This window comes from Dethiosulfatarculus sandiegensis, assembly GCF_000931935.2.
In the GTDB taxonomy this organism is placed as follows: Bacteria; Desulfobacterota; Desulfarculia; order Desulfarculales; family Desulfarculaceae; genus Dethiosulfatarculus; species Dethiosulfatarculus sandiegensis.
Window position 1 is genome coordinate 1 of record NZ_AZAC01000012.1, and the last position, 20,311, is coordinate 20,311.

20 protein-coding genes, 1 other RNA gene and 1 pseudogene are annotated in these 20,311 nt (G+C 49.4%); 13 read left to right on the top strand and 9 right to left on the bottom strand.

Translation table 11 applies throughout. The features are described 5' to 3' along the window. Positions 1-49: 49 nt before the first annotated feature. From X474_RS27600 to X474_RS09375, 6 genes and pseudogenes are all read left to right on the top strand, one after another. Positions 50-310 carry a transposase gene (locus X474_RS27600; protein WP_044348453.1) on the top strand — a complete coding sequence of 87 codons (261 nt, stop codon included), beginning with the start codon at positions 50-52 and terminating at the stop codon, positions 308-310. After that, the gene (locus X474_RS09355; protein WP_044348454.1) at positions 307-1,113 is read left to right on the top strand and encodes an IS3 family transposase; all 807 of its coding nucleotides are present in this window, start codon (positions 307-309) and stop codon (positions 1,111-1,113) included. Before X474_RS27600 ends, X474_RS09355 begins: the two co-directional genes overlap by 4 nt. A gap of 28 nt (positions 1,114-1,141) precedes the next feature. Next, positions 1,142-1,630, top strand: a pseudogene (gene rhuM, locus X474_RS26780) (RhuM family protein); the annotation flags it as partial. A 296-nt stretch (positions 1,631-1,926) separates the two neighbouring features. Then, a complete protein-coding gene (locus X474_RS09365) occupies positions 1,927-2,337 on the top strand; it encodes an SEFIR domain-containing protein (RefSeq protein WP_082464271.1) in 411 nt (136 codons plus the stop codon). Positions 2,338-2,339: 2 nt separating this feature from the next. Continuing rightward, on the top strand, positions 2,340-2,783 hold the full coding sequence (locus X474_RS09370; RefSeq protein WP_044348455.1) for a hypothetical protein: 444 nt from the start codon (positions 2,340-2,342) through the stop codon (positions 2,781-2,783). 57 nt (positions 2,784-2,840) lie between these two features. Beyond that, on the top strand, positions 2,841-3,407 hold the full coding sequence (locus tag X474_RS09375) for a hypothetical protein (protein WP_056009602.1): 567 nt from the start codon (positions 2,841-2,843) through the stop codon (positions 3,405-3,407). 210 nt (positions 3,408-3,617) lie between these two features. Here X474_RS09375 and ssrA read toward each other — a convergent pair. The 3 genes from ssrA to X474_RS09385 form a co-directional block, all read right to left on the bottom strand. Then, positions 3,618-3,972: a transfer-messenger RNA gene (ssrA, locus tag X474_RS25575) on the bottom strand. A 177-nt stretch (positions 3,973-4,149) separates the two neighbouring features. Then, a complete protein-coding gene (locus tag X474_RS09380; RefSeq protein ID WP_052515049.1) occupies positions 4,150-4,701 on the bottom strand; it encodes a cytochrome c3 family protein in 552 nt (183 codons plus the stop codon). A 154-nt stretch (positions 4,702-4,855) separates the two neighbouring features. Beyond that, positions 4,856-6,388: a flavocytochrome c gene (locus X474_RS09385; protein ID WP_044348527.1), complete on the bottom strand. Its 1,533-nt coding sequence runs from the start codon at positions 6,386-6,388 to the stop codon at positions 4,856-4,858. Between the two features lie 649 nt (positions 6,389-7,037). Here X474_RS09385 and X474_RS09390 point away from each other — a divergent pair. Further along, positions 7,038-7,334 (top strand): integration host factor subunit alpha, encoded by a 297-nt coding sequence (locus X474_RS09390; RefSeq protein WP_044348457.1) that lies wholly within the window; start codon positions 7,038-7,040, stop codon positions 7,332-7,334. 154 nt (positions 7,335-7,488) lie between these two features. On the opposite strand, the gene X474_RS09395 is transcribed toward X474_RS09390, so the two are convergent. Next, positions 7,489-8,289, bottom strand: a complete 801-nt coding sequence (locus X474_RS09395) for a septal ring lytic transglycosylase RlpA family protein (protein WP_052515050.1) — start codon at positions 8,287-8,289, stop codon at positions 7,489-7,491. Positions 8,290-8,609: 320 nt separating this feature from the next. On the opposite strand from X474_RS09395, the gene X474_RS09405 reads away from it, so the two are divergent. The 5 genes from X474_RS09405 to X474_RS09425 all read left to right on the top strand — a co-directional run bounded on the left by X474_RS09405 (position 8,610) and on the right by X474_RS09425 (position 13,300). Then, positions 8,610-9,716 carry a mechanosensitive ion channel family protein gene (locus X474_RS09405; protein ID WP_052515051.1) on the top strand — a complete coding sequence of 369 codons (1,107 nt, stop codon included), beginning with the start codon at positions 8,610-8,612 and terminating at the stop codon, positions 9,714-9,716. A gap of 373 nt (positions 9,717-10,089) precedes the next feature. Further along, the gene (locus X474_RS09410) at positions 10,090-10,755 is read left to right on the top strand and encodes a hypothetical protein (RefSeq protein ID WP_156360707.1); all 666 of its coding nucleotides are present in this window, start codon (positions 10,090-10,092) and stop codon (positions 10,753-10,755) included. 3 nt (positions 10,756-10,758) lie between these two features. Beyond that, positions 10,759-11,439, top strand: coding sequence for an HAD family hydrolase (locus X474_RS09415; RefSeq protein ID WP_044348460.1), 681 nt, complete (start codon positions 10,759-10,761; stop codon positions 11,437-11,439). Beyond that, the gene (locus X474_RS09420; protein ID WP_044348462.1) at positions 11,439-12,386 is read left to right on the top strand and encodes a sugar phosphate isomerase/epimerase family protein; all 948 of its coding nucleotides are present in this window, start codon (positions 11,439-11,441) and stop codon (positions 12,384-12,386) included. The genes X474_RS09415 and X474_RS09420 overlap by 1 nt, the downstream gene beginning before the upstream one ends. A gap of 5 nt (positions 12,387-12,391) precedes the next feature. Further along, on the top strand, positions 12,392-13,300 hold the full coding sequence (locus X474_RS09425; RefSeq protein WP_044348464.1) for a hypothetical protein: 909 nt from the start codon (positions 12,392-12,394) through the stop codon (positions 13,298-13,300). Positions 13,301-13,338: 38 nt separating this feature from the next. On the opposite strand, the gene X474_RS09430 is transcribed toward X474_RS09425, so the two are convergent. Genes X474_RS09430 through X474_RS09440 form a run of 3 tightly spaced genes read right to left on the bottom strand, consistent with a single transcriptional unit; the run spans position 13,339 to position 16,068 of the window. Then, complete coding sequence (locus tag X474_RS09430) at positions 13,339-14,247, bottom strand: response regulator (protein WP_044348465.1); 909 nt, start codon at positions 14,245-14,247, stop codon at positions 13,339-13,341. Positions 14,248-14,276: 29 nt separating this feature from the next. Further along, the gene (locus X474_RS09435) at positions 14,277-15,602 is read right to left on the bottom strand and encodes an SLC13 family permease (protein ID WP_082464273.1); all 1,326 of its coding nucleotides are present in this window, start codon (positions 15,600-15,602) and stop codon (positions 14,277-14,279) included. Positions 15,603-15,627: 25 nt separating this feature from the next. Further along, positions 15,628-16,068, bottom strand: a complete 441-nt coding sequence (locus X474_RS09440) for a hypothetical protein (RefSeq protein WP_044348466.1) — start codon at positions 16,066-16,068, stop codon at positions 15,628-15,630. A 377-nt stretch (positions 16,069-16,445) separates the two neighbouring features. On the opposite strand from X474_RS09440, the gene X474_RS09445 reads away from it, so the two are divergent. After that, the gene (locus X474_RS09445; RefSeq protein ID WP_044348467.1) at positions 16,446-16,934 is read left to right on the top strand and encodes a DUF7000 family protein; all 489 of its coding nucleotides are present in this window, start codon (positions 16,446-16,448) and stop codon (positions 16,932-16,934) included. A 92-nt stretch (positions 16,935-17,026) separates the two neighbouring features. Here the strand turns inward: X474_RS09445 and pyrR are convergent, their stop codons facing one another. Next, a complete protein-coding gene (gene pyrR, locus X474_RS09450; RefSeq protein WP_044348468.1) occupies positions 17,027-17,611 on the bottom strand; it encodes a bifunctional pyr operon transcriptional regulator/uracil phosphoribosyltransferase PyrR in 585 nt (194 codons plus the stop codon). 194 nt (positions 17,612-17,805) lie between these two features. Further along, a complete protein-coding gene (locus tag X474_RS09455) occupies positions 17,806-19,758 on the bottom strand; it encodes a phosphoenolpyruvate carboxykinase (GTP) (RefSeq protein ID WP_044348469.1) in 1,953 nt (650 codons plus the stop codon). Between the last annotated feature and the right edge of the window lie 553 nt (positions 19,759-20,311).

Genomic DNA, 20,311 nt, shown 5'->3' on the forward strand with positions numbered 1-20,311 from the left:
ATTAGAGAACACCTTAAAAAGCATGATATGAATTGCTTGGAGGTGTTTTATGGGCAAGAAACGCAGAAGTTATAGCCGTGAATTCAAACTGGAAGCGGTATCCTTGATTTTTGAGGGAGGGCTTAGCATTTCTCAAGCAGCCAGGGACCTTGGGATAGACAAAACAGTGCTTGGCCGTTGGAAAAAGCAATTTGAGGATAATTCAGAGCATGCATTTCCCGGAAAGGGGAAGCTAAAACCGGAAAATGAAGAATTGGCCCGTCTCAGACGGGAGTTGGCCATCGGCATCTTCTCGCGGGTGCCCAAATGAAATTTCAGTTTATTAAGGATAATAACAAGAAATTCCAGATCAGGCTTATGTGTCGAGTTTTGGAGGTGTCACCTAGCGGCTATTACGCTTGGCTTCATCGGCCTGAGAGCCAAAGGGCACGCGAGAACCGAAAGCTTGTTTGTGAGATCAAAGCCATACACAAACAAAATCGTGGGGTTTATGGCAGTCCCCGGATACACGCGGAACTCAAGGACCGTAAAAAGCAGGTGAGCAAAAATCGGGTGGCCCGTTTAATGAGTAAAAACAACATTAAGGCCAAGCAGAAAAGAAAATACAAGGCCACTACAAATTCCAAGCACAATCACCCGGTGAGCCCCAATCTTTTGCAGCGTAACTTTGGAGCAGAAGCTCCCAACCAAAAATGGCTTGCAGATATTACCTTTATCCCCACCCGTGAAGGCTGGCTGTATCTGGCTGCCATTTTGGATCTTTATTCCAAGATGATTGTAGGCTGGTCAATGTCAAGCCGCATGACCGAAAAGCTGGTTTTAAATGCGCTTCAAATGGCTGTAGGCCGACGCCATCCACAACCTGGGCTGATTCATCATTCAGATCAAGGCTGTCAATATGCAAGTAATAATTATCAGCAAAAGCTTAAGTCATACGGCATGATAGGCAGCATGAGCCGGAGAGGTAATTGTTGGGATAATTCCCCCATGGAAAGCTGGTTTCATTCCATGAAAACTGAATTGGTGATGCATAGAGATTATCAAACAAAAACGCAGGCTAAAGCCGATATCTTTGAATATACAGAGGTCTTTTACAACCGCATGGCTGCTTAACTACGTGTCCACAAAATAGGGGGAAGATCATTCGGAGGTCACATTGCAATTCAACGCCCATGTGCAGGACAAGTTTCACTTCGCCATTACCGGCCAGACCGCCAGCGAGCTGATCCATCAGAGGGCTGATGCGGACAAGCCGCTTATGGGGATGCAAACCTACAAAAACGCACCGGACGGGCGGGTGCTACTCTCGGACACGAAGATAGGAAAGAACTACCTGGCCGAGGACGAGATCAAACAGCTGGAACGCACCGTCTCAAGCTTCTTTGACTAGATTGAGCGGATCATTGAGAGCCGCAACTCCTTCACCATGCAGGCCTTCGCCGACAGCGTGAACCGCTTTCTGGACTTCAACGAATACAAGATATTGGAAGGATATGGATTCGTCTCCCGCAAACAGGCCGACGCCAAGGCCCACTCCGAGTACGAAAGGTTCAACAAAACCCAGCGCATTGAGTCGGACTTTGCCAAAGCCGTGAAGGCGATTGAGAATAAAAAGGAAAGTGGGGAATGAATAAACCCACAATACGACTTGGTCAATTGGCAACTCTAAACTCTGGGGGCCCCCTCACGTGAGGTTTCTGAGTACTGGAGAGGTACATCTCGTGGGTGAAAACAACTCAGGTATAGAACTGCTTCATAGATGAAACATTTGTCCAATACAATTCCCTGGCATTGAGGTTGCAGCACAAAAAACTGGGACCGCGCCATAATAAAAAACAAAGCTCTCATTGCGGCCAAAGGGCAGCTCAAGAAAGGCCTCGTGCAGCAATTTCTGACCGGCAAGGTGCCGTCTTAAAGGAGTCAAGCATGAGTAACGAAACTGTTGAGCATCCCAAAGTATTTATCTCTTACAGTTGGACGACCCATGAATATGGGGAGAAGGTAGTTGCTCTTGCTGAAAAGCTCGTTGAAATGGGCGTTGATGTGGTCATGGATAAGTGGGACTTGGTCGAAGGGGCCGAGATCAATGCCTACATGGAGAAAATGGTCACGGACAAGTCCATCAGTAAGGTCTTGATACTGTGCGACAAGGCATACGCTGAGAAAGCGGATAATCGCAAAGGTGGAGTAGGGACGGAGACGTTAATTATCCCCCCGAATTATATAGGTAGGCAGACCCTGCCGGCAAGGAGCAACAGTTTGTCCCGGTGCTCATGGAGTGTGATGAGCATGATCAAGCGTGCTGCCCAACCTTCCTTTCCGGCAGAAACCACATAGACATGTCCAGCCCCGAACTTTTCGGCAAAGGATTCGAACAGCTCCTGCGAACCATATACAACAAGCCCGTGTTTAAGAAACCTGAATTGGGCAAGGCCCCGGCGTTTATTTTAAAGGATGAAGTCATCACTCTTGGGAGTTCTTCAAAGCACAGGATGGCATTGCATGCGATCCAAGAAGGCAAGGCCAATGCCCCGGGCGCATGCAGGGATTACTTTGACACGGTGGTTGAAAACCTGAAGTGTTTTCGAGTGGAGGCCGACGGGGAAGGCGAGTTGGATGACCGCATCGTTCAGAGCATTGAAATGCTGGAGGAGCCTAAAAATGAGCTGGCGCAGCTCTTCACGGCGCTGATCCGGTACTTTCCCCCACAGCAGGCCGGTGAAACACTTTGCCGCTTTTGGGAGAAAATATACCCTTATATACCCAGTGCCCCGAGGGAATAAATCAATGGCTGGCGGCTTCTGCCGATAATTATCGACTTTTTTCTCCATGAGTTATTTTTGTACGCAGTCGCTATTGCCTTGAAAGAAGAAAAATTCACAGCAGTGCCTGAATTGCTGCAAGATTTTTATTATGTGAGCCCCCATGACTCATCTCCTCCCATGAAGCCATATACTGCATACCGAAAATACCTTAACTCGATAGATGGAACTCGAAATCAACGCCTAAAGTTGAGAAGGCATTCACTACATGCCGACATGTTGAAACAAAGAGCTGAGGTCTCACAATATATCGACTTTGAGCATGTCATGCAGGCTGACTTTTTTCTTTTTATATACAGCTTCCTGCATAGTACTGACGATTATTTTGATAACTGGTTTCCGGTCACAACACTTTACGCAACAGATAGGGGGGCTCCCTTTGAAGTATTTGCTCGCTCTCAATCATCATCATATTTCAAAAAAATGAAGGTCGCTCTTGGCATTGAAGACAAGGCTCCGCTTGTGGAACTTTGCGATAAGTTTTCAAGGAGAGAGAGCCATACCCCACCTGGGATTTTAGGTGCATTGAACCTTCCCGCCTTGCCGCAGTCGAAACAATTGCAACGAAACCTTGAGGAATTGTAATTATACAAGAAAAGCCCGAATCTCTTTCCAGTTAAACGTGTAAGTGACTTGCTACTAAAAATAAAGGCGAGAAATTCTGGATACTATCATGGGGTTTTAACTTAGGCTGGCTACATCTATAAGGGAAAAACAGTCTATAGGGCGGGACAATTTGGGGACAAATAGAAACAGGGAATTACCGAAGTAACTCCCTGTTCTTGTTTGTTTTCCTGGTGGAGGCGGGGGGAATCGAACCCCCGTCCGGAAATCTTCAACCTAAGCCTCTACATGCTTAGTTCGTGTTTTAAATCTCGCCTGGCCGAGCCCCCACGAACAGGGTTTCTTCCAAGCCAGCCTTGCTTAAGTTTCGGTCCCGAATCCACAAGGCGAGATTCGTTTCCTAGCCCGCTAATCGATGCCCGATCCCAACCCCGCAGGCTTAGGCTGGGCGGACAACGGCATTAAGCTGCCGCAGCGTATGCGTAATCGTCTGCGATTACTTTAATTTCCCGCCGGATAACGGGCCAGCAGGATCCCGACATGCCACTTAAATCTCAACTATCCCCGTCGAAACCTTGTCGCCCCCTTTCGGTTTGTTCATCTTGCTAAGTGAAATATATAGCCTTTGGGCATTGGGGGCAAGTCCCCAACACGATTAACTGAATCACGTGAAGAGATAAAGAGGGAAGGGCGGGCCGGCGATTTTTCACCGACCCGCCCGACAACAAGACAGGTAATCTCAAATTCAATCCAACTAAGAGGCTCAGGGCACGACTAAGGCCCAGTCATGGCACTGGGCGCAGTAGTTTTCCGATTTCTCATGAACGTGGTGACACAGCTCGCAATCCAGATCTGTAGCGTAGTGAGGCGAATTATGTGGGTTTTCTTCTCCATGGCCTTCGGTCAGCTTGGCCACGCCTTCGCCCGAATCATGGCAGGCAAAGCATTCGTCAGTTTCCAGGGCATTATATTCGCCCGAATCGCCATGGCAATCCTGACATGAAACGCCCTGCAAATGGTGGATATGCCCCAGGGGTATATTGGTGCGCAGGCTTGCTGTTTCTTTGCCGTCATGACAGGCAAGGCAATCTTCATAGGTCATGTCCTTGGTGTCATCATGACCTTCCGGCATCACCTGGGCCTGGCCGTGACAGGCCACACAGTCTCCGCCTTTGGCGTTGGTCAGCCTTTTAGGCTCAGAGGTTTGCTTCGCCAGGGTGGAGGAAGCCATGACCAGTCCCAAAAAAGCGGCCAAAGCCAGAAAGGCAAGGAAATTAACGAAGTTTTGCGGCCTTTTTCTCCGGATTGGTTCCATATCGATCATTAGCCTTTCGAGCGTTTTCTTTTGCCATGTAGGGGAGGCGTCTTCTCCCCTGATTTTTCTATGAAAGGGCAAAAGGAGGAAGGATAAAATTCCCCCCTTTTGCCCTTAAGTGGATCTATGCAGCCAATCCACGGATTTGTGTTATTTAACCTTTAGCCGCATTCTGTCCCGCGATACGGCCAAACACAATGCAGTCTGTGGTGGCGTTGGAACCAAGGCGCACGGCTCCGTGCACACCACCGGTGATCTCGCCGGCAGCGTACAGACCCTTGATGGGCTCGCCGGTTAAGTCCAGAACCTGGGCCTTCGGGTTAATCTGCAGGCCGCCCATGGTGTGGTGGGCCTTGGGCCACAGCCTCATACCGTAGAACGGAGCAGTTGCAATGGGCTTGGCTGACTTGCGCAGGGGCTTGCCGAATTCCTTGTCATTGCCGTTCTTGACATAGGAATTGTAGTCCTTGACGGTCTTTTCCAGGCCCTTCTTGTCGATCTTATAGTAGGCGGCCAATTCATCCAGGGTATTGAATTTCTTGACGATGCCGCGCTCAAGCATCTTGTCCAACTTGGCAGTATATTTCACGCCGTTCTGATCGGCAACGCCGATGGCATAGTGACCGGTCTTCAAGATTGCATCTGCGCGGATCTTTCTGTTGGCCAGCTCGTTCACAAAACGCTTGCCGTCTTTGGGATCCACCATCACGCCGAAGGGGAATGCGCCGGAAATGGCGAAGATGTAGCCGATGCCCATGCCCTTTTCATCCGGGCAGCCCCAGGGGCCAAGCTGGATCCAGGAAACCTGTACGGGAGTGGCGCCGCAGCGGAAGGCTTCCAACAGACTCTCGGCAGTTGCGCCGGGATGGTTGGTGCAGTCCACGCTCTTATCGAGCTTGGGGTCCTGGATGGTGCGGAAGGCCACGTCGTTGGCAAAACCACCGGAAGCCATGACCACGCCCTTTTTGGCCTTGATGTAAACGACCTTGCCGCTGTCCTTTTTGGGGAAGGCGTACTTTTCGCGGACCTTGACACCGACCACGCCCTTGTCGCCGTCTATGATCAGGTTTTCCAATAAAGTTTTCTTCTGCAGGGGGATGCCCATTTCCTTAACCTTCTTCAGCATGGGGCGCACAATACCTGCACCGGAGCTGTTGGTGGTGTAGTAGGAACGGGGCACGGTGTGACCACCCAAGTGGGTGACCCTATCTTTGTACTTGGCGCCGAGCTTGATAGTCCATTCCACGGCCGCGGCGGAATCGTCCACGAAAATGCGGGCCAACTCGGGATGGTTCATGTAAAGACCGGCCTTGAGGGTGTCTTTCATCATCAGTTCAGGAGAGTCCTTAATGCCTTCTTTTTTCTGCAGAGGGGTGCCGGCGGCAGCCATAAGGCCGCCGTTGATGATGGAGTTACCACCAGGCACCGGCATTTTTTCCAATACGATTACGCTTGCGCCTGCGGTTTTGGCATCAATTGCAGCCGCCAGACCGGCAAAACCGGAACCGATGACTACAACGTCGTATTCTTTGTCCCACTTTTTGGGGACTTCAGCCGCCTGGGCCGGTTTCCCGGAGAACATAAGACCGCTTGCTGCCAGTCCCACACCCGCGGCGGCGCCGCCGGCTTTCTTTAAAAAGCCGCGTCTGGATACGTTGGCGCCGTTAACTTCATGATTCTTTGCCATGGTCATAACTCCTCATAGGTGTTTCAGTTCAGATGCATGTAGGTTGTCATACAGCTGAGCAAAATTTCACAAATGCGGGTCCATTCATACCTCGCTGAATGGCCTCCTCAATTCACCCGACAAATGGCGACATACCGCCTTTTACCAAAATTTATCCGAGTTTGTGCATACGGGTATAAGGGCTCGATTTCAAAAGATGATCACCGCCCCCCTAATCACCTTAGGGTCTAGACCCTAGGTGGGCATATGTGATTCTATTCACTTGAAGGGGCGCTGCATGTGAAATCAATAACTTGTCAAAATGCCAATTACTTATAGGTAAATGGTTTTAACCAAATAGTTAAAAAGATTTTTTTTACAGGTAGTTTAATTGTTTTCTTGCAAGAAGCACTCAGGTTCATTAATATAATTGCCTGGCATTCTCAAAAAACGAATATAAATTAAAATGCTTGAAAATCAGGGGGGATGTAGGGACAAGACCACGCCAAAGAACGTGGGGATACACATAATATCTTAAGATAATGGTAATGGTATATGTTTATCCAATACGCCTGCAAACATACGCATTCTCACCTGGGTTGACCGTAGTTATGAAAAACCATAAGCAGATATAAAGAACTGTCAACCGTTGTCTAAAGGAGTGTTGGAGTTGGCGCTTACCAAGGAAAAAATAATAGAGGCTTTGTTTGAAGAGATTGACATCCCAAAAAGTGAATCTCGCAGACTAGTTGAAAACACTCTGGAAATCATAAAGTCAGCCTTGGAGTCAGGTGAAGATGTATTACTCAGCGGCTTTGGCAAGTTTGTGGTTAAACGCAAACAACCCAGAAGGGGCCGCAATCCGCAAACCAAACAGGATATTCAACTAAGAGCCAGGAAAGTGGTAGTATTTAAGGTATCCGGCGTGCTGCGGACTAACATAAATAATGGACATTATGCCGGTTAACCGGACCGGAATTACAGCCTTGAAAATATTCCGGTTATATATCAGGTAAAGGATAAATCAAAAAAGTAGGGCCATTGGCCCTTGGTGTGAATGCTTAACCGGCAAAGGTTCGGAATAATTTTCCGAACCTTTGCCGGTTTTTTGTTTTCTATTGCTACCAGGCCACTGCAAAGGCCTTGTGAAAGCCTTGTTCTCTCAGTTTGGCCTGCATTTCCCTGGCCTGAACCAAATTTGTCGTTTTGCCCACCCAAACCCGGAAAAACACCCTGTCCCCCCTGTCAAAACGAATCACCTGCACGGTTTGCCATTTAACCCGCAAGGACGCGGCCAGGCGCCAGGCATTGCTTTCGCTGGTAAAAGCCCCCACCTGAACAGCAAAGGGCCCTTTTTGATAAGAAGCGGGGGGAATATATCTGGCCGGTTTATTCCCCTGACCGGTGCCTGCCTTTTTATACCCCAAGGCCACCAGCCGGACTTTCGCCGTTCCGGGCCCCAAAACTCCCAAACTGCGGGCCGCGGCCTTGGAGAGATCTATAACCCTGCCGTCCACAAAAGGTCCCCTATCGTTAATCCTTACAACAGCCTTGAGATCGTTTCGAAGATTGGTTACTGAAACCCAGGTGTTCATGGGCAAGGTTTTGTGGGCCGCTGTCATGGCTTCCATATTATACACCTCGCCGTTGCTGGTCTTGCGGCCATGAAAATTAGGCCCATACCAGGAGGCATATCCCACCTCTTCAAAGCCAACTGACGAATTTAAAGGGTGATAGGTTTTGCCTTTTATAGTGTAAGGTTTAAATGTGCCTTTGGCTGCGGTTTTGGAATGGCCAGAGGGAGGCGGGACGGTCTTGGGGGAGCAACCCAGGACGTAACATAATGCAAGTAGAGCGAAAATAGAAAAAAATAAAAAAGATCCGGTATTTTTGCCAGTTGTCCGCTTTTTTTTGCTCTTCATCACCGCCGCCTTGGGCAGGTCGCCGGACGGCAATTGCCCATCTTGTTGTATATTCCACTTTCGATAACGGCCTCTTTTCAATGACAGTTGAACATTATCGCAATAAAAAGTCAAAACACAAGCCGGATGGTTGACACCTATGCAAAGGCTAAATATGATCCCATTGATTTTGGTGATAAACTATCAGGGTATTTTAAAAAGGCTGCCTGGGCCTTTCCCTGCCTGAATTTGGCTTTTACGGAATTTCTTATAGGCAATCTTGCTGGATTTACTTTAAAAACGCACTTAGCTGCCAAAAAACTAACCGGGTGGAAACTTACATGAATACACAGAACCTGACGCAAGCGTGGGATTGGGCCTATGGCCATGCCTATGTGTTCGCCATCGGCATCATGGTTCTTTCGCTGATCATGGCCAAGCTGCTGGACCATTTCTTCGCGAAGGTCTTAAAATCCATAGCGGCCCGCACCAAGACCGACCTGGACAACCAGCTCATAAATCAGATCCACAGGCCGGTTCAGATCTCTGTTGTCAGTTTGGGAGCCCTCTTGGCCCTTTCCGCCCTTATAGAGGATGACACATATCAAAACTACGCATCTTCAGGGCTTTTCACCCTGTTGGTTTGCCTATGGACCTGGGTGGCCATCAGGGCTTCCCGCACCTTTTTCAACCTGGTGATTCAAAAAAGAAGGGGAGACTCAGCCCTGGTTCAGACTCTCCCCCTGGTTAACAATCTGATCATGATTGTTCTCCTGGTGCATGGAGCCTATTGGGTTATGCACTTGTGGGAGATAAACGTCACCCCCCTGGTCGCTTCTGCCGGAATTGTCACCGCCGCAGTGGCCCTGGCTTCAAAAGACACCCTGGCCAACTTTTTCGGCGGTGTAAGTATTTTTGTGGACCGCCCCTACAAGATCAACGACTACATCATTTTGGAAAGCGGGGAAAGAGGGGAGGTGGTCAACATTGGTATCCGCTCCACCAGAATACTAACCAGGGATGATGTGTTGATAACTTTACCGAACGCCATTATGGCTAACTCCAAAATAGTCAATCAAAGCGGACACATAAACCGTTTTAGACTGCGAATAAAAATTGGAGTTGCCTATGAAAGCAACCTGGACCAGGTGGAAGAGGAGCTTCTAGCCGCCTGCCGGAGCATAAGCGAGATAATACAAAATCCCCCGCCCAGAGTGCGCTTTCGTTCATTTGGCGATTCCGCCCTGGAATTCGAGCTGCTTTTTTGGATAAGGCAACCTGCGGATAAGGGAAGGATTGAGCACCTGGTCAATCGAAACATACATCAAAAATTTGCCAAGGCCGGAATCGAAATACCCTTCCCCCAAAGAGTGCTCACCTTTACCGGTCAGCCCTTTGAAAGAAAAGTCGAAAAATCGGCCGAGCCTGATGAGAATAAAAACATTTGACCGAGCGATTCACTTGAGTTAGCGGATTATATTTATCCTTTCCGGTTTATTCTGTTGTTTAAAAAGTGCGCGTTTTAAAAAAACAGCCTATATAAACTAATAACTCATTGAAATTACAAGATAATTTAGTAAAAATGCGTCTGCGGCTTTTTTGCACAGGCAAACATGACCTTAATTTACATGGCATATGCAGAAAGCCTTTCGACAACTTTTCAGAAGTTCCATCACAATCTAAATAAATAGAAAATCAGGCTGGCCTTGCCCGATTCAAGGCTTACGCGCATAATCAATCATAGTTCAATCTTTAAGGAGCCGCATGCCCCTTTAAGTGTGCAATTTTGTCTATCTGGCTGGCAGGTTTTGGGTTAATCAAATGATGCAAAAAAGCAAACAGCAAAAGCCGGATGTGGTTGTGCTGGGAGGCGGCCGTTTTGGTTGCCTGGCGGTGGACAGATTGGGCAAAAGAGTGGCCATGGTGGTGGAAAAGAGTTCCACGCCGTATTTATATAAAAAGGATGTAAAGGTTATTGAGGCCGATGCTGTGGAAACCGCGGTATCGCTTTTAAGGGAGGATTCTCTTCCCAAATGGCTGGTTCCGGCTGTACCGGTTCATTTTCTGGCTAAGTGGCTCTTCCTGGAGCTGGATTTTTTACAACCTGAAATCATGCCTTTGCCTGAAATGGACCTGGCCGATATAACCAGCGTTATCAATGGGAAGGAAAATCAGCTATATTTTAGTATGGCTGATTTTTTGTGTCCCGATGATTGCCCGGAGCCTCTTGATCATTGTTTTCACACGGGCCGGAAGAGAAAATTTCAGCTTTTTGAGCGCCTGGCCGCAATAAATTCGCCTGGTTGGCAAAACGCCACCCTGCGCAGTCATCAACTGGCTCCTGGGGTTGGCGGTTTCAAGGCGGAAAAACTTCTTGAAATACGAGCAAAAATAATTGCACACCCAGGCAAATGGCTGATCGCTTCGGCCTGTCGTTGCCATGGTGTGTTGCAGGGGATGGCATTTAAGCCACCCCGGGAGATCTGATTAATGAACCTATCTGCCTATGAGGCGGTTTTGTTTGATATGGACGGCGTGGTTCTCAACTCCATGCGTCAACATGCGGCCAGTTGGGAGCGTCTTTTTAAAAAAGAAGGGGTGGAGGTTTCCCTGGAATTTATTTTCGAAAATGAAGGATCCCTCGGCGAAGAGACCTTAATTGAAATTTTTGCCAAGAATAACAAGATATTGCCCTCTTCAGAAGCCAAACAGGCCATGAAAAGGCTTTTAGACACCCAGGCCCGGCTTTATCTGGATGAGTATGCCTACGGGGTGAGTGTTTATCCGGGTATTCGCCGTTTTTTAAGCTTCTTATCCGAATCCGGCAAGAAAACGGCTCTGGTTACCAGCAGTAGGAGACCATTGGTTGAAAGGTGCCTTGCCCCGGATATTCTAGCCGGTTTCAGCGCCGTGGTGACCGCGGAAGATGTGGCCAGGCATAAACCTTATCCTGATCCTTATCTGGCAGGCGCGAACGCATTGGGTTTCAACCCCGGGGACTGTATTGTATTGGAAAACGCGCCGGCCGGAATACAAAGCGCCCTGGCCGCCGGTGCACAATGTCTGGCTGTTACAACAACCTTAAGCTCCAGTCACCTTGGCAGCGCCAAGGCGGTTTTTTCGGATCTCTTTTCAGTAATGCGCTATTTGGGCTGGAATGGGTCTGAATAATGGAGATCCTTTTACATGCCGTCAGTGTAAATCGAGCCCTTTTAACCGGTTCTTTAAAATTGGCCGAGCTTCCCGCCTTGGCTGTCCGGGCGGGTTTTAGCGGGGTGGAATGGCTGGACCGCCATATGCCTTGCTTTGACCTTTCCAAATGGCAGAGCCTGGCAGATGCACAGAAAGGGGCAGGGCTCAAACATTCCGCCATGAGTCTTAGCCTGGAGTTGACAGGTGATAAGGCAACCAGCGCAGAACAGGTAAAACGGGCCATTAAGATCCTGGAATTAAGCAGGGTTTTGAATGTAAAAGCCGTCAGGGTCTCTGTGGGAGGCAATGGGCCCTTAAGCGTAAGCAGGGCGCTGCTTTTTGTGGACCGTCTTTCCAGCGCCAAACGCAGGAGCCTTCGTCCATTAGGCAGGGCGGGCAAGGCGGCCTATCTCATGGCCTGCCTGGTTATGAACCGGAAAAAAGCCGTCCAATCATCCCTGGCAAACCCCGATAAATTAAAAATCGCAGCCAAATTACTACAACCCTTGGCAAAGTGCGCCAGTTCAATGGGTATAACTATGGGCATAGAGAACCATTTTGGGCTTACCACCCATCCCGGTGACCTGTTGTCCCTGGTGGAGCTGACTGGTCACAATATGGGAGTTTGTTTGGATATTGGTAATTTTCATCACAAAAAAGAATGTCAAAAGGCCTGCACCATGCTGGCGCCCAAGGCTGTTCATGTGCATTTTTCCACCCATGACCCCCATCCCGCGCCCAAGGCTGTAAAGCTGGGTTACCCCTTGGCCCTGGCGGCTTTGCGCAGAAACGGCTACCAAGGGCTTTTCAGTGTGGAATACAAAGGCGGCACCTGTAACCTGGCCGGTTCAATAGCCGCGGCCAGACTGCTTGAGCGTTGGTGGCCGGAAAAGGGAACTCTGCTTAAAACCGCCGGAGCTGTATAATTTAAATGCTCATTCCGGAAAGGCCCTGGAAAATTACCAGAACCATGGCAGATGAGGTCTGTAAGACTAAAGATGCCTATGTCTGGTCTGATTTGGCCAAGGTATTGCCGCATCTGCTCTATGAATCCCAACAGACAGATGTTTTCAGGGCTCCGGAGGCAATTCAGGTTTTACAGGCAAAAGACCTTTTTAAACAAATACTTGCAGGTGAATTTAAACCTTTACTTGAATTAACTGCCAAAGAATTGGGTTTTTCCTGCCAACGCCTTGAAACAAAACAGGGCGTCTGGCTAATCATAACGGAAACAAAGGGTAAAGCCTGTGGTAAGGGCTTTTTTCTGTTTAATATGGAAGCATTGCAAGCTCCCTGTCTGCAATTGCCCCACAGCTTCAAGGATTGGTACACCGGCGAGCTGGGCTTGTATCTGGCCTTGGAGGGATCTTTCTCGGTGGTTTCTTGGAACACCTATCCCCGCCGGACCAGAAAACAGACCGAGCCATGCGATCTGGCCCATCTTGAAAATAGTTTTTTCACAGCTTTGGCCTTGGCTTACAGCCAGGTGAACCCGCAGGGAAAAGTCATCCAGCTGCATAGTTTCGTGAATGGCTTTCGCAAAACCTCTCAAGGAGAAAAGGCTGATTTGATCCTCAGTTCCGGGCTTCGTGAACCTGAAAAATGGTTTTCCAAGCAGGCGGACGCAATCAAAAAAGCCTTGCCCGGATATGTAGTTAAGGCTTTTCCCAAAGAAGTGGGTGAGTTGGGCGGCACCCAAAACACAATTGGCCGGGCCCTTAACCAGTCCGGGCAAGGGCGTTTTTTGCATTTGGAAATGGCAAACAGATTGCGTATTGATTTGCTGGATAAAAAAGATTTCAGGAAGAACTTAAACCTTAGCTTTAAGGCGGCAGACTGAGCCGGAGACAAGCCCCGGCCCAGTCTATTTGGTGGATTTTATTCACTTTCCCTGATAATTGAGACCATTTCAAAGAACAGATCCTGTTCCCTCAAAATCCCGACAGGTGTATTTTCCTTTACCACAAGCATGCGACGGCAGTTTTCCTGAAGCATGCCGTGAGAAGCCTGTGCAAGATTAGCCGTATACTTGATCCGTTTAGGTGGCTCACTCATAATTTCGCCCACTGTTTTGTCTTTTAAGCTCAAGATTTCTTTAGTGAAAAGTCCTCGCCAAAACATGGGGGAATATTGAATGGCATCCGCCAAAAAGGGTTTGGGCGCATTTAGGTAAACCGGCATGGTGGCGCGCACTAAATCCATAATGCAAAGGATTCCTTGCACTCTTTTTTGGCTGTCCATCACCAGCATGGAGCGGTGTCCGGTCTCCATAAGGGTGTCGGTGCTCAACTTGGCCTCAAAAGACTTTCTCAAGGCGGCCACAGCCTCACCAACCGTATTATCTGTGTTCACCTGGGTGTATTCCTCCAGGGGCACCATGACATCCTTTACCAGCTTTTCCGCCCGCGGATCCTCATGGGACCTGCTGTGAAAAGCTTCGTTGATCTTCCCGGCCAGGAGATCAATATCGCAGGGCTTGGCCAGGTAATCAAAAGCCCCTTGCCAGTGGGCTTCCTGGGCCGAAACCTGGGAGGCGTGGCCCGTAAGCATGATCACCGGAATATCAGGGGCCAGTTTTTTAATCTTTTCCAAGACACTTAGCCCGTCCATGCCCGGCATTTTGATATCCAAAACCACAACCTGGGGCATTTCTTCCATCATGGCCAGGGCCTGCTCGCCGTCGGCGGCCTGCAACACCTCAAAGCCCTTGCGGTTCAATATTTTTTTGGTGGTGGTGCGAAACTGTTTTTCATCATCCACCATTAACACCTTAATTTTTTGCATCATTTTGCATAGCCTCCCGCTTTAGGCGCGCCTTAAAAGGCGGGCAGTCCTTCCCAACCGAGCCAACGCCAATAACTATAAGATAATAAAAGCAATACAGCCATGTTGGTAAACCAGAGAATGGCGCCTGCGCGGATATAATCCTTGGGCTCCAGGTATCCGCTGGCATATACAATGGCATTGGGCGGAGTTCCGATAACCAGACAATAGGCCAAAGAGGAGGCAATGGAGGTGCTCATGGCGGTAAAGGGAATTATGCTGGTCCCCGGATGCACCAGACCGGCCATGGCCAGGGTTACCGGACCCACCGCGGCACAAGCAGGACCATCGGCCATGAGCTGAGTCAACAGGCCGGTTATAATATTTCCGCTTAACAAAAGGCCATATCCCTCTCCCAGACCCAGGGGTATGGTCCATTCCACAATGGTTTTGGCCAGCCAATAGGCTCCGCCGGTCTGGATAAGGATTCTGCCAAAGATTATAGCTCCGGCATAAAGCCAGACCACGCCCCAGTCAACCTTGGTCTGATAATCCCGCCAGTTCACGATTCCGGCAAGGACATACGCCAAGGCGCCCATCACCGCAATTACACCTATGCCAAAGCGAATGCCGGTGAGCTCAAGGATGAGGTTTTTCTCCGTGATCCAGCAAAAAAGCATAACTAAAAAGATGGCCACAGATACTTTTTGTTTGCGTGTCCAGCCGTTTCCGTCTTTGGTTACTTCCTGCTTGACTATGTTGATGGAGGGGCCAAGGTCGGTTACGGCCGGTTTGAAGCGCCAGTTGATTACCAGCCAGGTTATCGGAATAGTGAATATGAGCATAGGCACACAGTAAATCATCCACTGGCCAAAGCCCATGGATATGCCGAACATGTCTTCTGTGTAGCTCATCATGATGATGTTTCGGGCAGCGCCGGAAGGGGAGAGCGAACCACCCAAGTTACAGGCCATGGCAATGGTTATCATAAGAATTTTGGCCAGTTCAGGGTCATCCTTACCCGTGGCCGCAGTGGAAGTCTTATACAACACAATGCCTATGGGTAAAAACATGGCCGCCAGTGCGTGGTCGGACATGAACATGGTGAGGGGAGAAATAATCAAAATAATGATGAGAGTAACCGATTTCAAGCTCGGTGACTTGAGCTTGCCGAACATCATGAGGGCGATGCGGCGGTCCACCTGTAAGAGATTGCGGCTTAAAATCCTGGCATTGTGCAGCTTTTCCAGGGTCAGCTGCTCTTTTTCGGCCTGGTCTTTTTCTTTGTCCGCATCAGGCTTATCCACCTGTTTGTCGGACAGGCGTGAGTAATAGTCCGAGGCAAGACTGTTAAGACCGGCTATGTTTATAATATTCATACCCTAACCGCCAATCAGCAGATGATCAGACAAAATCGCCGCGCCTGAATTTGATGATCTCAACCTGGGCCTGGGCCATGGTTTCTTCAGCCACCCCGGCCAGGGATTCATCTGTATTCAAACCTGCCTGATTTTTAAGGGCCTGACTCTGGCGTTCCATGCTTTGGATCAAGGGTTCGATCTGCCGCAGGGAACAGTTTTCATCGCCCAGTGCCTGGCCGTAACGCTCCAGAGTATCCAATAAGCCATTGACCTGGTGCCACATCACCGGCAATGGTTTCTGGGCAGCGGAAGTAGCCGCCTCATTGGGGGTGACTTCCCCGGCCTGAGGTGTGGCCAAACCGTTTTTCTCCACTGCCTGTTCCAGGAACTTGGCAAAACTCCCGGCCTTGCTGCCTGGGTCTGGCTGATTGTTTTTTGTGGGCAGACTTACTTCGCCCAACCTGAAATCGCTGTATATCTTCATTCTTTCTTCTCCACCTGGGAGTCACCAGCCTATACAGCAACATGCATGCCATCTGCAAAGGAAATGTAAAAAATAATAAATAAGCAATTATTTCTAATAGATAGGGAGGGCAGGGCAGTAAGGGCAGGGCAAGGGGGTATTCTTGCCGCAGTCCTGCTGGGAAATGCTTTCCATTCCCTGAGTGTCGAGGCGGCAAAAATGGACACCCAAGCACTACTCTGCCCCCTAAAAAATTGCGTTTTTAGGGGACCCCGGAGACCACCCCTAAAAAACTGCGTTTTTTGGGGACCCCGGTGGCGAGAACGCTAATAGGATGCCCTCTGTTCTTTGAATTAGTTGTAAAATACGTGTTGAGTTACTTTGAAAAAGGGGGAATTATGCACTCATTGCAGAAAGATCTGGAAAAATTGCATGAGCAGCTCAAAAATGGGGCTATCCAAAGGGCTTACAGGGCGCTGGTATTTTACATGATGGAATTGCGAACCCATTTCAAAAACACCTATCCGGATTATTCAGTATCGGCCCTCTATCAGGGATATATGGATATGACCTATTTCGCAATTTCTCCTCAGTCGTTCAAAAAACGTGATCTAAAGGTTGCCATTGTTTTTAATTATGAGGCTTTTCGTTTTGAAGTTTGGCTCGCAGGAAGAAACAAGAAAGTAAACCAACAATATTGGGAACTGTTTAAGGATCAAAATTGGCCGTCATATCGCATAGTCACACCAGGTAGAGGAGTAGATTCAATTATTGAGTGTGATCTGGCCTCCAGTTTTAACCTCAGTGACACGGATGCCCTAACAAATCGGATTGAAATCGGTGCAGGCGCATTTATCAAAGATATTGAGGAGCTTGCCTGGAAGTGAGCGCCGCCCAAAGGCAGAAGGGCCGATCAACACCCCGAGAGGGATATTTTCCCAGGGTGTTGATAACTTTTTGAAATTTAAAGGTAAAAACTTTAAGAAGCCCGACTGGTGCGGTATTTGTGATCTTCCAGGATGGCGTGGTCTTCACGGGGGTCCAAGTGCAGGTAAACATTAACCGATTGGTGGCGGTCGGTTTTAAGGGGAAGCCCCACATAATCGGCGGCAATGGGGAATTCCCGATGAGCCCGTTCGATTAAAACGGCAAGCTCCACTTTGCCCGGTCGCCCCTGGCTGAAAAGACCTTCCAGGGCGGCCCTGATGGTGCGACCGGTAAAAAGCACGTCGTCTATTAAGATGATGGTGCGATCATCCGGGTCAAAGGGAATATTGGTGGCCTGGTGCACCGGCACCTGGGAAAGGCGGGTGAAATCATCCCGGTAAAAACTGATCTCCACCATACCCTTGGGCAGATCCAGGTCCTTAACCCCGCTTTTTTCACTAAGCGCCTTTTCGACCCTGCGGATCAAAAGATCCCCGCCCGAGTGCACCCCCACCAGGCAAAGGTCTCTGGGATCCGGGTGTTTTTCCAGTATCTGAAGGGCGATTTTGTCGATTGCCTTGGCAATCTGGTTGGTATTCAGGATTTTAACCCCTTGCGGGTTTGCAGGCTTTCCCATGATATCCTCCCACAGTAACTCTAGAAAAATCCAGATCAAGGACCGGCCGCAGCAATCAGGTACTTGAACTGTTTGCGAGGAAAAAAGTATTGATATCACTTATATTTTGGAAAGTCAAGCAAAACAGAAATAGGGAAAGGCAGCTTCGCCCACAGGTGACCGAAGCTGCCTTTTTTGAGGGGTCATTAATCAGTTTAAAGTTGATCGGGCATAATCACCGCGCCAAATTTTTCCTTAAGTTCCTGCATAGCCTTTTTCTGCTCTTCATAGATTTCAAAAAGGCGTTTAGGCATGTTGTCTTCTTTTTTAAATGCCTCGTATTGCATGTCTATACGCGCGATGATCTTGTCCGTATAGAGGGCAAACTGTTTTTCGTAAAGTTCCTTGGGATACTCCTTGCCCAGGATATCCTTGAACATGTTTTTCAAGTCTTCATATTTGGGCAAAAGACCGATGGGCGTGTCTATGGCCTCGACTTCATTGTAGACCAGCCTGTCCAGCCAGCCCATCCAGACCTTGACATCGCGTTTTTCGCCCAAAAGGCCCTGACCCGCGCCGCCTCTGGCTTCATGGGTGAGGAAGTAGTTGAGGCCGGCCATTATGGGACGGTTTTCCGGTTTGATTTTCTCACTGTTAAAGAACTCGAACTGGGCCACCATGTTGTCGCCCAAAGCGCCGGGAATAAAGGGCTGGTTGGCCCAGGGCTGACGTTTTACGCCCGTGGCGCCCACCTCGGTGGCAGTGGCTTTGCTCACAATGGAAGCGCCGATCACCACACCTTCGTCCGGGTCTTTGGCTACGCGGATGGGAGGCATGGTGTCCGCATCCCTGCCGTTATAGGTGAAGACCTTGGTCACCACACCGGCCGGGTCGGTGAGTTTGGGGCTGTAGTTGGCCAAAGATTCGGCCCGGACCGTGAACCGGGCATTGGGGTGGGAGAGGGGGACGGCCTTGCCGTTGGCATCGGTCTTACCCTCGAACCAGTCGCCCTGGAAGTTGAACCCCTTGTCCGGATGGGATTCGCCGTTGCCGATCCAATGGGGTTTTTTCTCGTCGTCCACCAGCACGTTGGAGAAAATGACCTCGGCCTTTTCCTCCCGCAGAATGCTCATGATATCCGGGTCGTCGGTCCAGTTGACATCCTCGATGATGCCGAATATTCCGGTCTCCGGGTTGATGCTTCGGATGGTGCCGTCGTCCGCGATCCAGATCTGGGCCAGGTCGTCGCTGATAAATTCGTCTCCCACCATGGCTGTGGTGGTTTTTCCGCAGCCCGAAGGGGCCGCTCCGGCAAAAAACGTCACCCTGCCGCCGGGACCTTTAAGCCCGGTGATAAACATATGCTCGCTCAACTCTTCGCCTCGGCGATAATAAGTGGCCCGGTCCACGGCAAAGCGATGGTTGCCTTTTTTCAGCAAAAGGGTGTTGCCGGCATAGGTGCAGAAGGTGGCAAAGGTTGTCTGATGGGCGCGGTCCATGAAAACCCTGGCGTTCGGCAGGTCTTCGGGACGGTTGGGGCCCTGGCAATGGATATTGGTGAAAAAGTGGCCGACACGGTCAACTTCGGCGTTAAAGTCCTCAAAGCAGTTGCGGTAAAGGAGTTCCGCCGAGTGGCACACATAAAGGCTTGTGGTGGCCTCAATCGCCGGGATGGCGGCCTTGGCGCCCACAGGACCCCTGGAATAGAATCCCACCACCAGGGTCATGCCTTTCATGCAGCCGACCATGTATTTTTTTACGTAGTCATAGGCGTCTTCACGGCTGATGCGCTGGGCCAGGGAGCTTACGGTCTCGTCGTCATTGGCTATATAATATGTGCGGTCCACAATACGGGCCTGCTCTTCGGCCAAGTCATAATGCAGGGTGTGGCCATTGATCGCAAGCGCGCTTTCTTCGCCAAGGTCCAGGCACATCTGACGTATGCGGGCCTTGTCTTTTTCATCGCCGGTATTTATGAAGACTTTGTCAGGCTGCCCCAAGGCAATAGCATTGGCTATCTTCAGGCGGGCTTCTTGGGACTTGATTTTTTGGATTTTGTCAAATTCAGAGGCTTCCATCTTCTGTTTGAAGATTTCCACCACCTCGGCGTCGGTTTTAATTCCGCCGATGTCCGTAGTGATATCGATGCCTTTTTTCAATTCGAACATGGGAACTCCTATCCATGCTTATGCGGTCATGCCTGACCGCCCCTTGTTGTTTCACCAGGGGAGAGGGGAATGAAAACGAGACCTCACCCCTGGAGAAAGCGAATTCTTCCGTTTCTGACCCTCTTCTTTGGATCAAAGCAATCGGTTCTTCCTGTCGAAATAGTTAAGGCAGGCGGCCCGATCCTTCGGTTCTGGCCGTTTAAACCGGCGCCTTGAGTCCAGTTTTGCTCCACACGCCTTTAAACGAGGTGAAAACCGGCCAGGTCTCACGTTAGTAACACCTCAAAAAGCTTGAGAAATAACGCAAGGTACAGCCAAGTCAACACCAACACATCAACACTGTAGCCTTTGTGTTACAGGCCAGTCAATAGCCTGTCCTAAATAAAAAAGCGCCACTTAAACCCAATTAAACCGCCCGGCAAACCAGTAATTACTGTTATTTTGATATTTAGGTTTACATAATATATCTTATGCGACTTAATATTAAGAAAAAGACAAATTCGGGGCAAACCACCCTGTTTGGGCTGAAACCGGATTGATCTGGAAGTTAAAG

Excerpts from the sequence above, each read along its gene's own strand:
- X474_RS09420 (WP_044348462.1), top strand. The coding sequence starts at position 11,439 with ATGGAGATCCTTTTACATGCCGTCAGTGTAAATCGAGCCCTTTTAACC.
- X474_RS09365 (WP_082464271.1), top strand. The coding sequence starts at position 1,927 with ATGAGTAACGAAACTGTTGAGCATCCCAAAGTATTTATCTCTTACAGT.
- pyrR (WP_044348468.1), bottom strand. The coding sequence starts at position 17,611 with ATGGGAAAGCCTGCAAACCCGCAAGGGGTTAAAATCCTGAATACCAAC.
- X474_RS09370 (WP_044348455.1), top strand. The coding sequence starts at position 2,340 with ATGTCCAGCCCCGAACTTTTCGGCAAAGGATTCGAACAGCTCCTGCGA.
- X474_RS09430 (WP_044348465.1), bottom strand. The coding sequence starts at position 14,247 with ATGATGCAAAAAATTAAGGTGTTAATGGTGGATGATGAAAAACAGTTT.
- X474_RS27600 (WP_044348453.1), top strand. The coding sequence starts at position 50 with ATGGGCAAGAAACGCAGAAGTTATAGCCGTGAATTCAAACTGGAAGCG.
- X474_RS09425 (WP_044348464.1), top strand. The coding sequence starts at position 12,392 with ATGCTCATTCCGGAAAGGCCCTGGAAAATTACCAGAACCATGGCAGAT.
- X474_RS09435 (WP_082464273.1), bottom strand. The coding sequence starts at position 15,602 with ATGAATATTATAAACATAGCCGGTCTTAACAGTCTTGCCTCGGACTAT.
- X474_RS09445 (WP_044348467.1), top strand. The coding sequence starts at position 16,446 with ATGCACTCATTGCAGAAAGATCTGGAAAAATTGCATGAGCAGCTCAAA.
- X474_RS09440 (WP_044348466.1), bottom strand. The coding sequence starts at position 16,068 with ATGAAGATATACAGCGATTTCAGGTTGGGCGAAGTAAGTCTGCCCACA.
- X474_RS09410 (WP_156360707.1), top strand. The coding sequence starts at position 10,090 with ATGATGCAAAAAAGCAAACAGCAAAAGCCGGATGTGGTTGTGCTGGGA.
- X474_RS09415 (WP_044348460.1), top strand. The coding sequence starts at position 10,759 with ATGAACCTATCTGCCTATGAGGCGGTTTTGTTTGATATGGACGGCGTG.
- X474_RS09455 (WP_044348469.1), bottom strand. The coding sequence starts at position 19,758 with ATGTTCGAATTGAAAAAAGGCATCGATATCACTACGGACATCGGCGGA.
- X474_RS09405 (WP_052515051.1), top strand. The coding sequence starts at position 8,610 with ATGAATACACAGAACCTGACGCAAGCGTGGGATTGGGCCTATGGCCAT.
- X474_RS09395 (WP_052515050.1), bottom strand. The coding sequence starts at position 8,289 with ATGAAGAGCAAAAAAAAGCGGACAACTGGCAAAAATACCGGATCTTTT.
- X474_RS09355 (WP_044348454.1), top strand. The coding sequence starts at position 307 with ATGAAATTTCAGTTTATTAAGGATAATAACAAGAAATTCCAGATCAGG.
- X474_RS09385 (WP_044348527.1), bottom strand. The coding sequence starts at position 6,388 with ATGGCAAAGAATCATGAAGTTAACGGCGCCAACGTATCCAGACGCGGC.
- X474_RS09380 (WP_052515049.1), bottom strand. The coding sequence starts at position 4,701 with ATGGAACCAATCCGGAGAAAAAGGCCGCAAAACTTCGTTAATTTCCTT.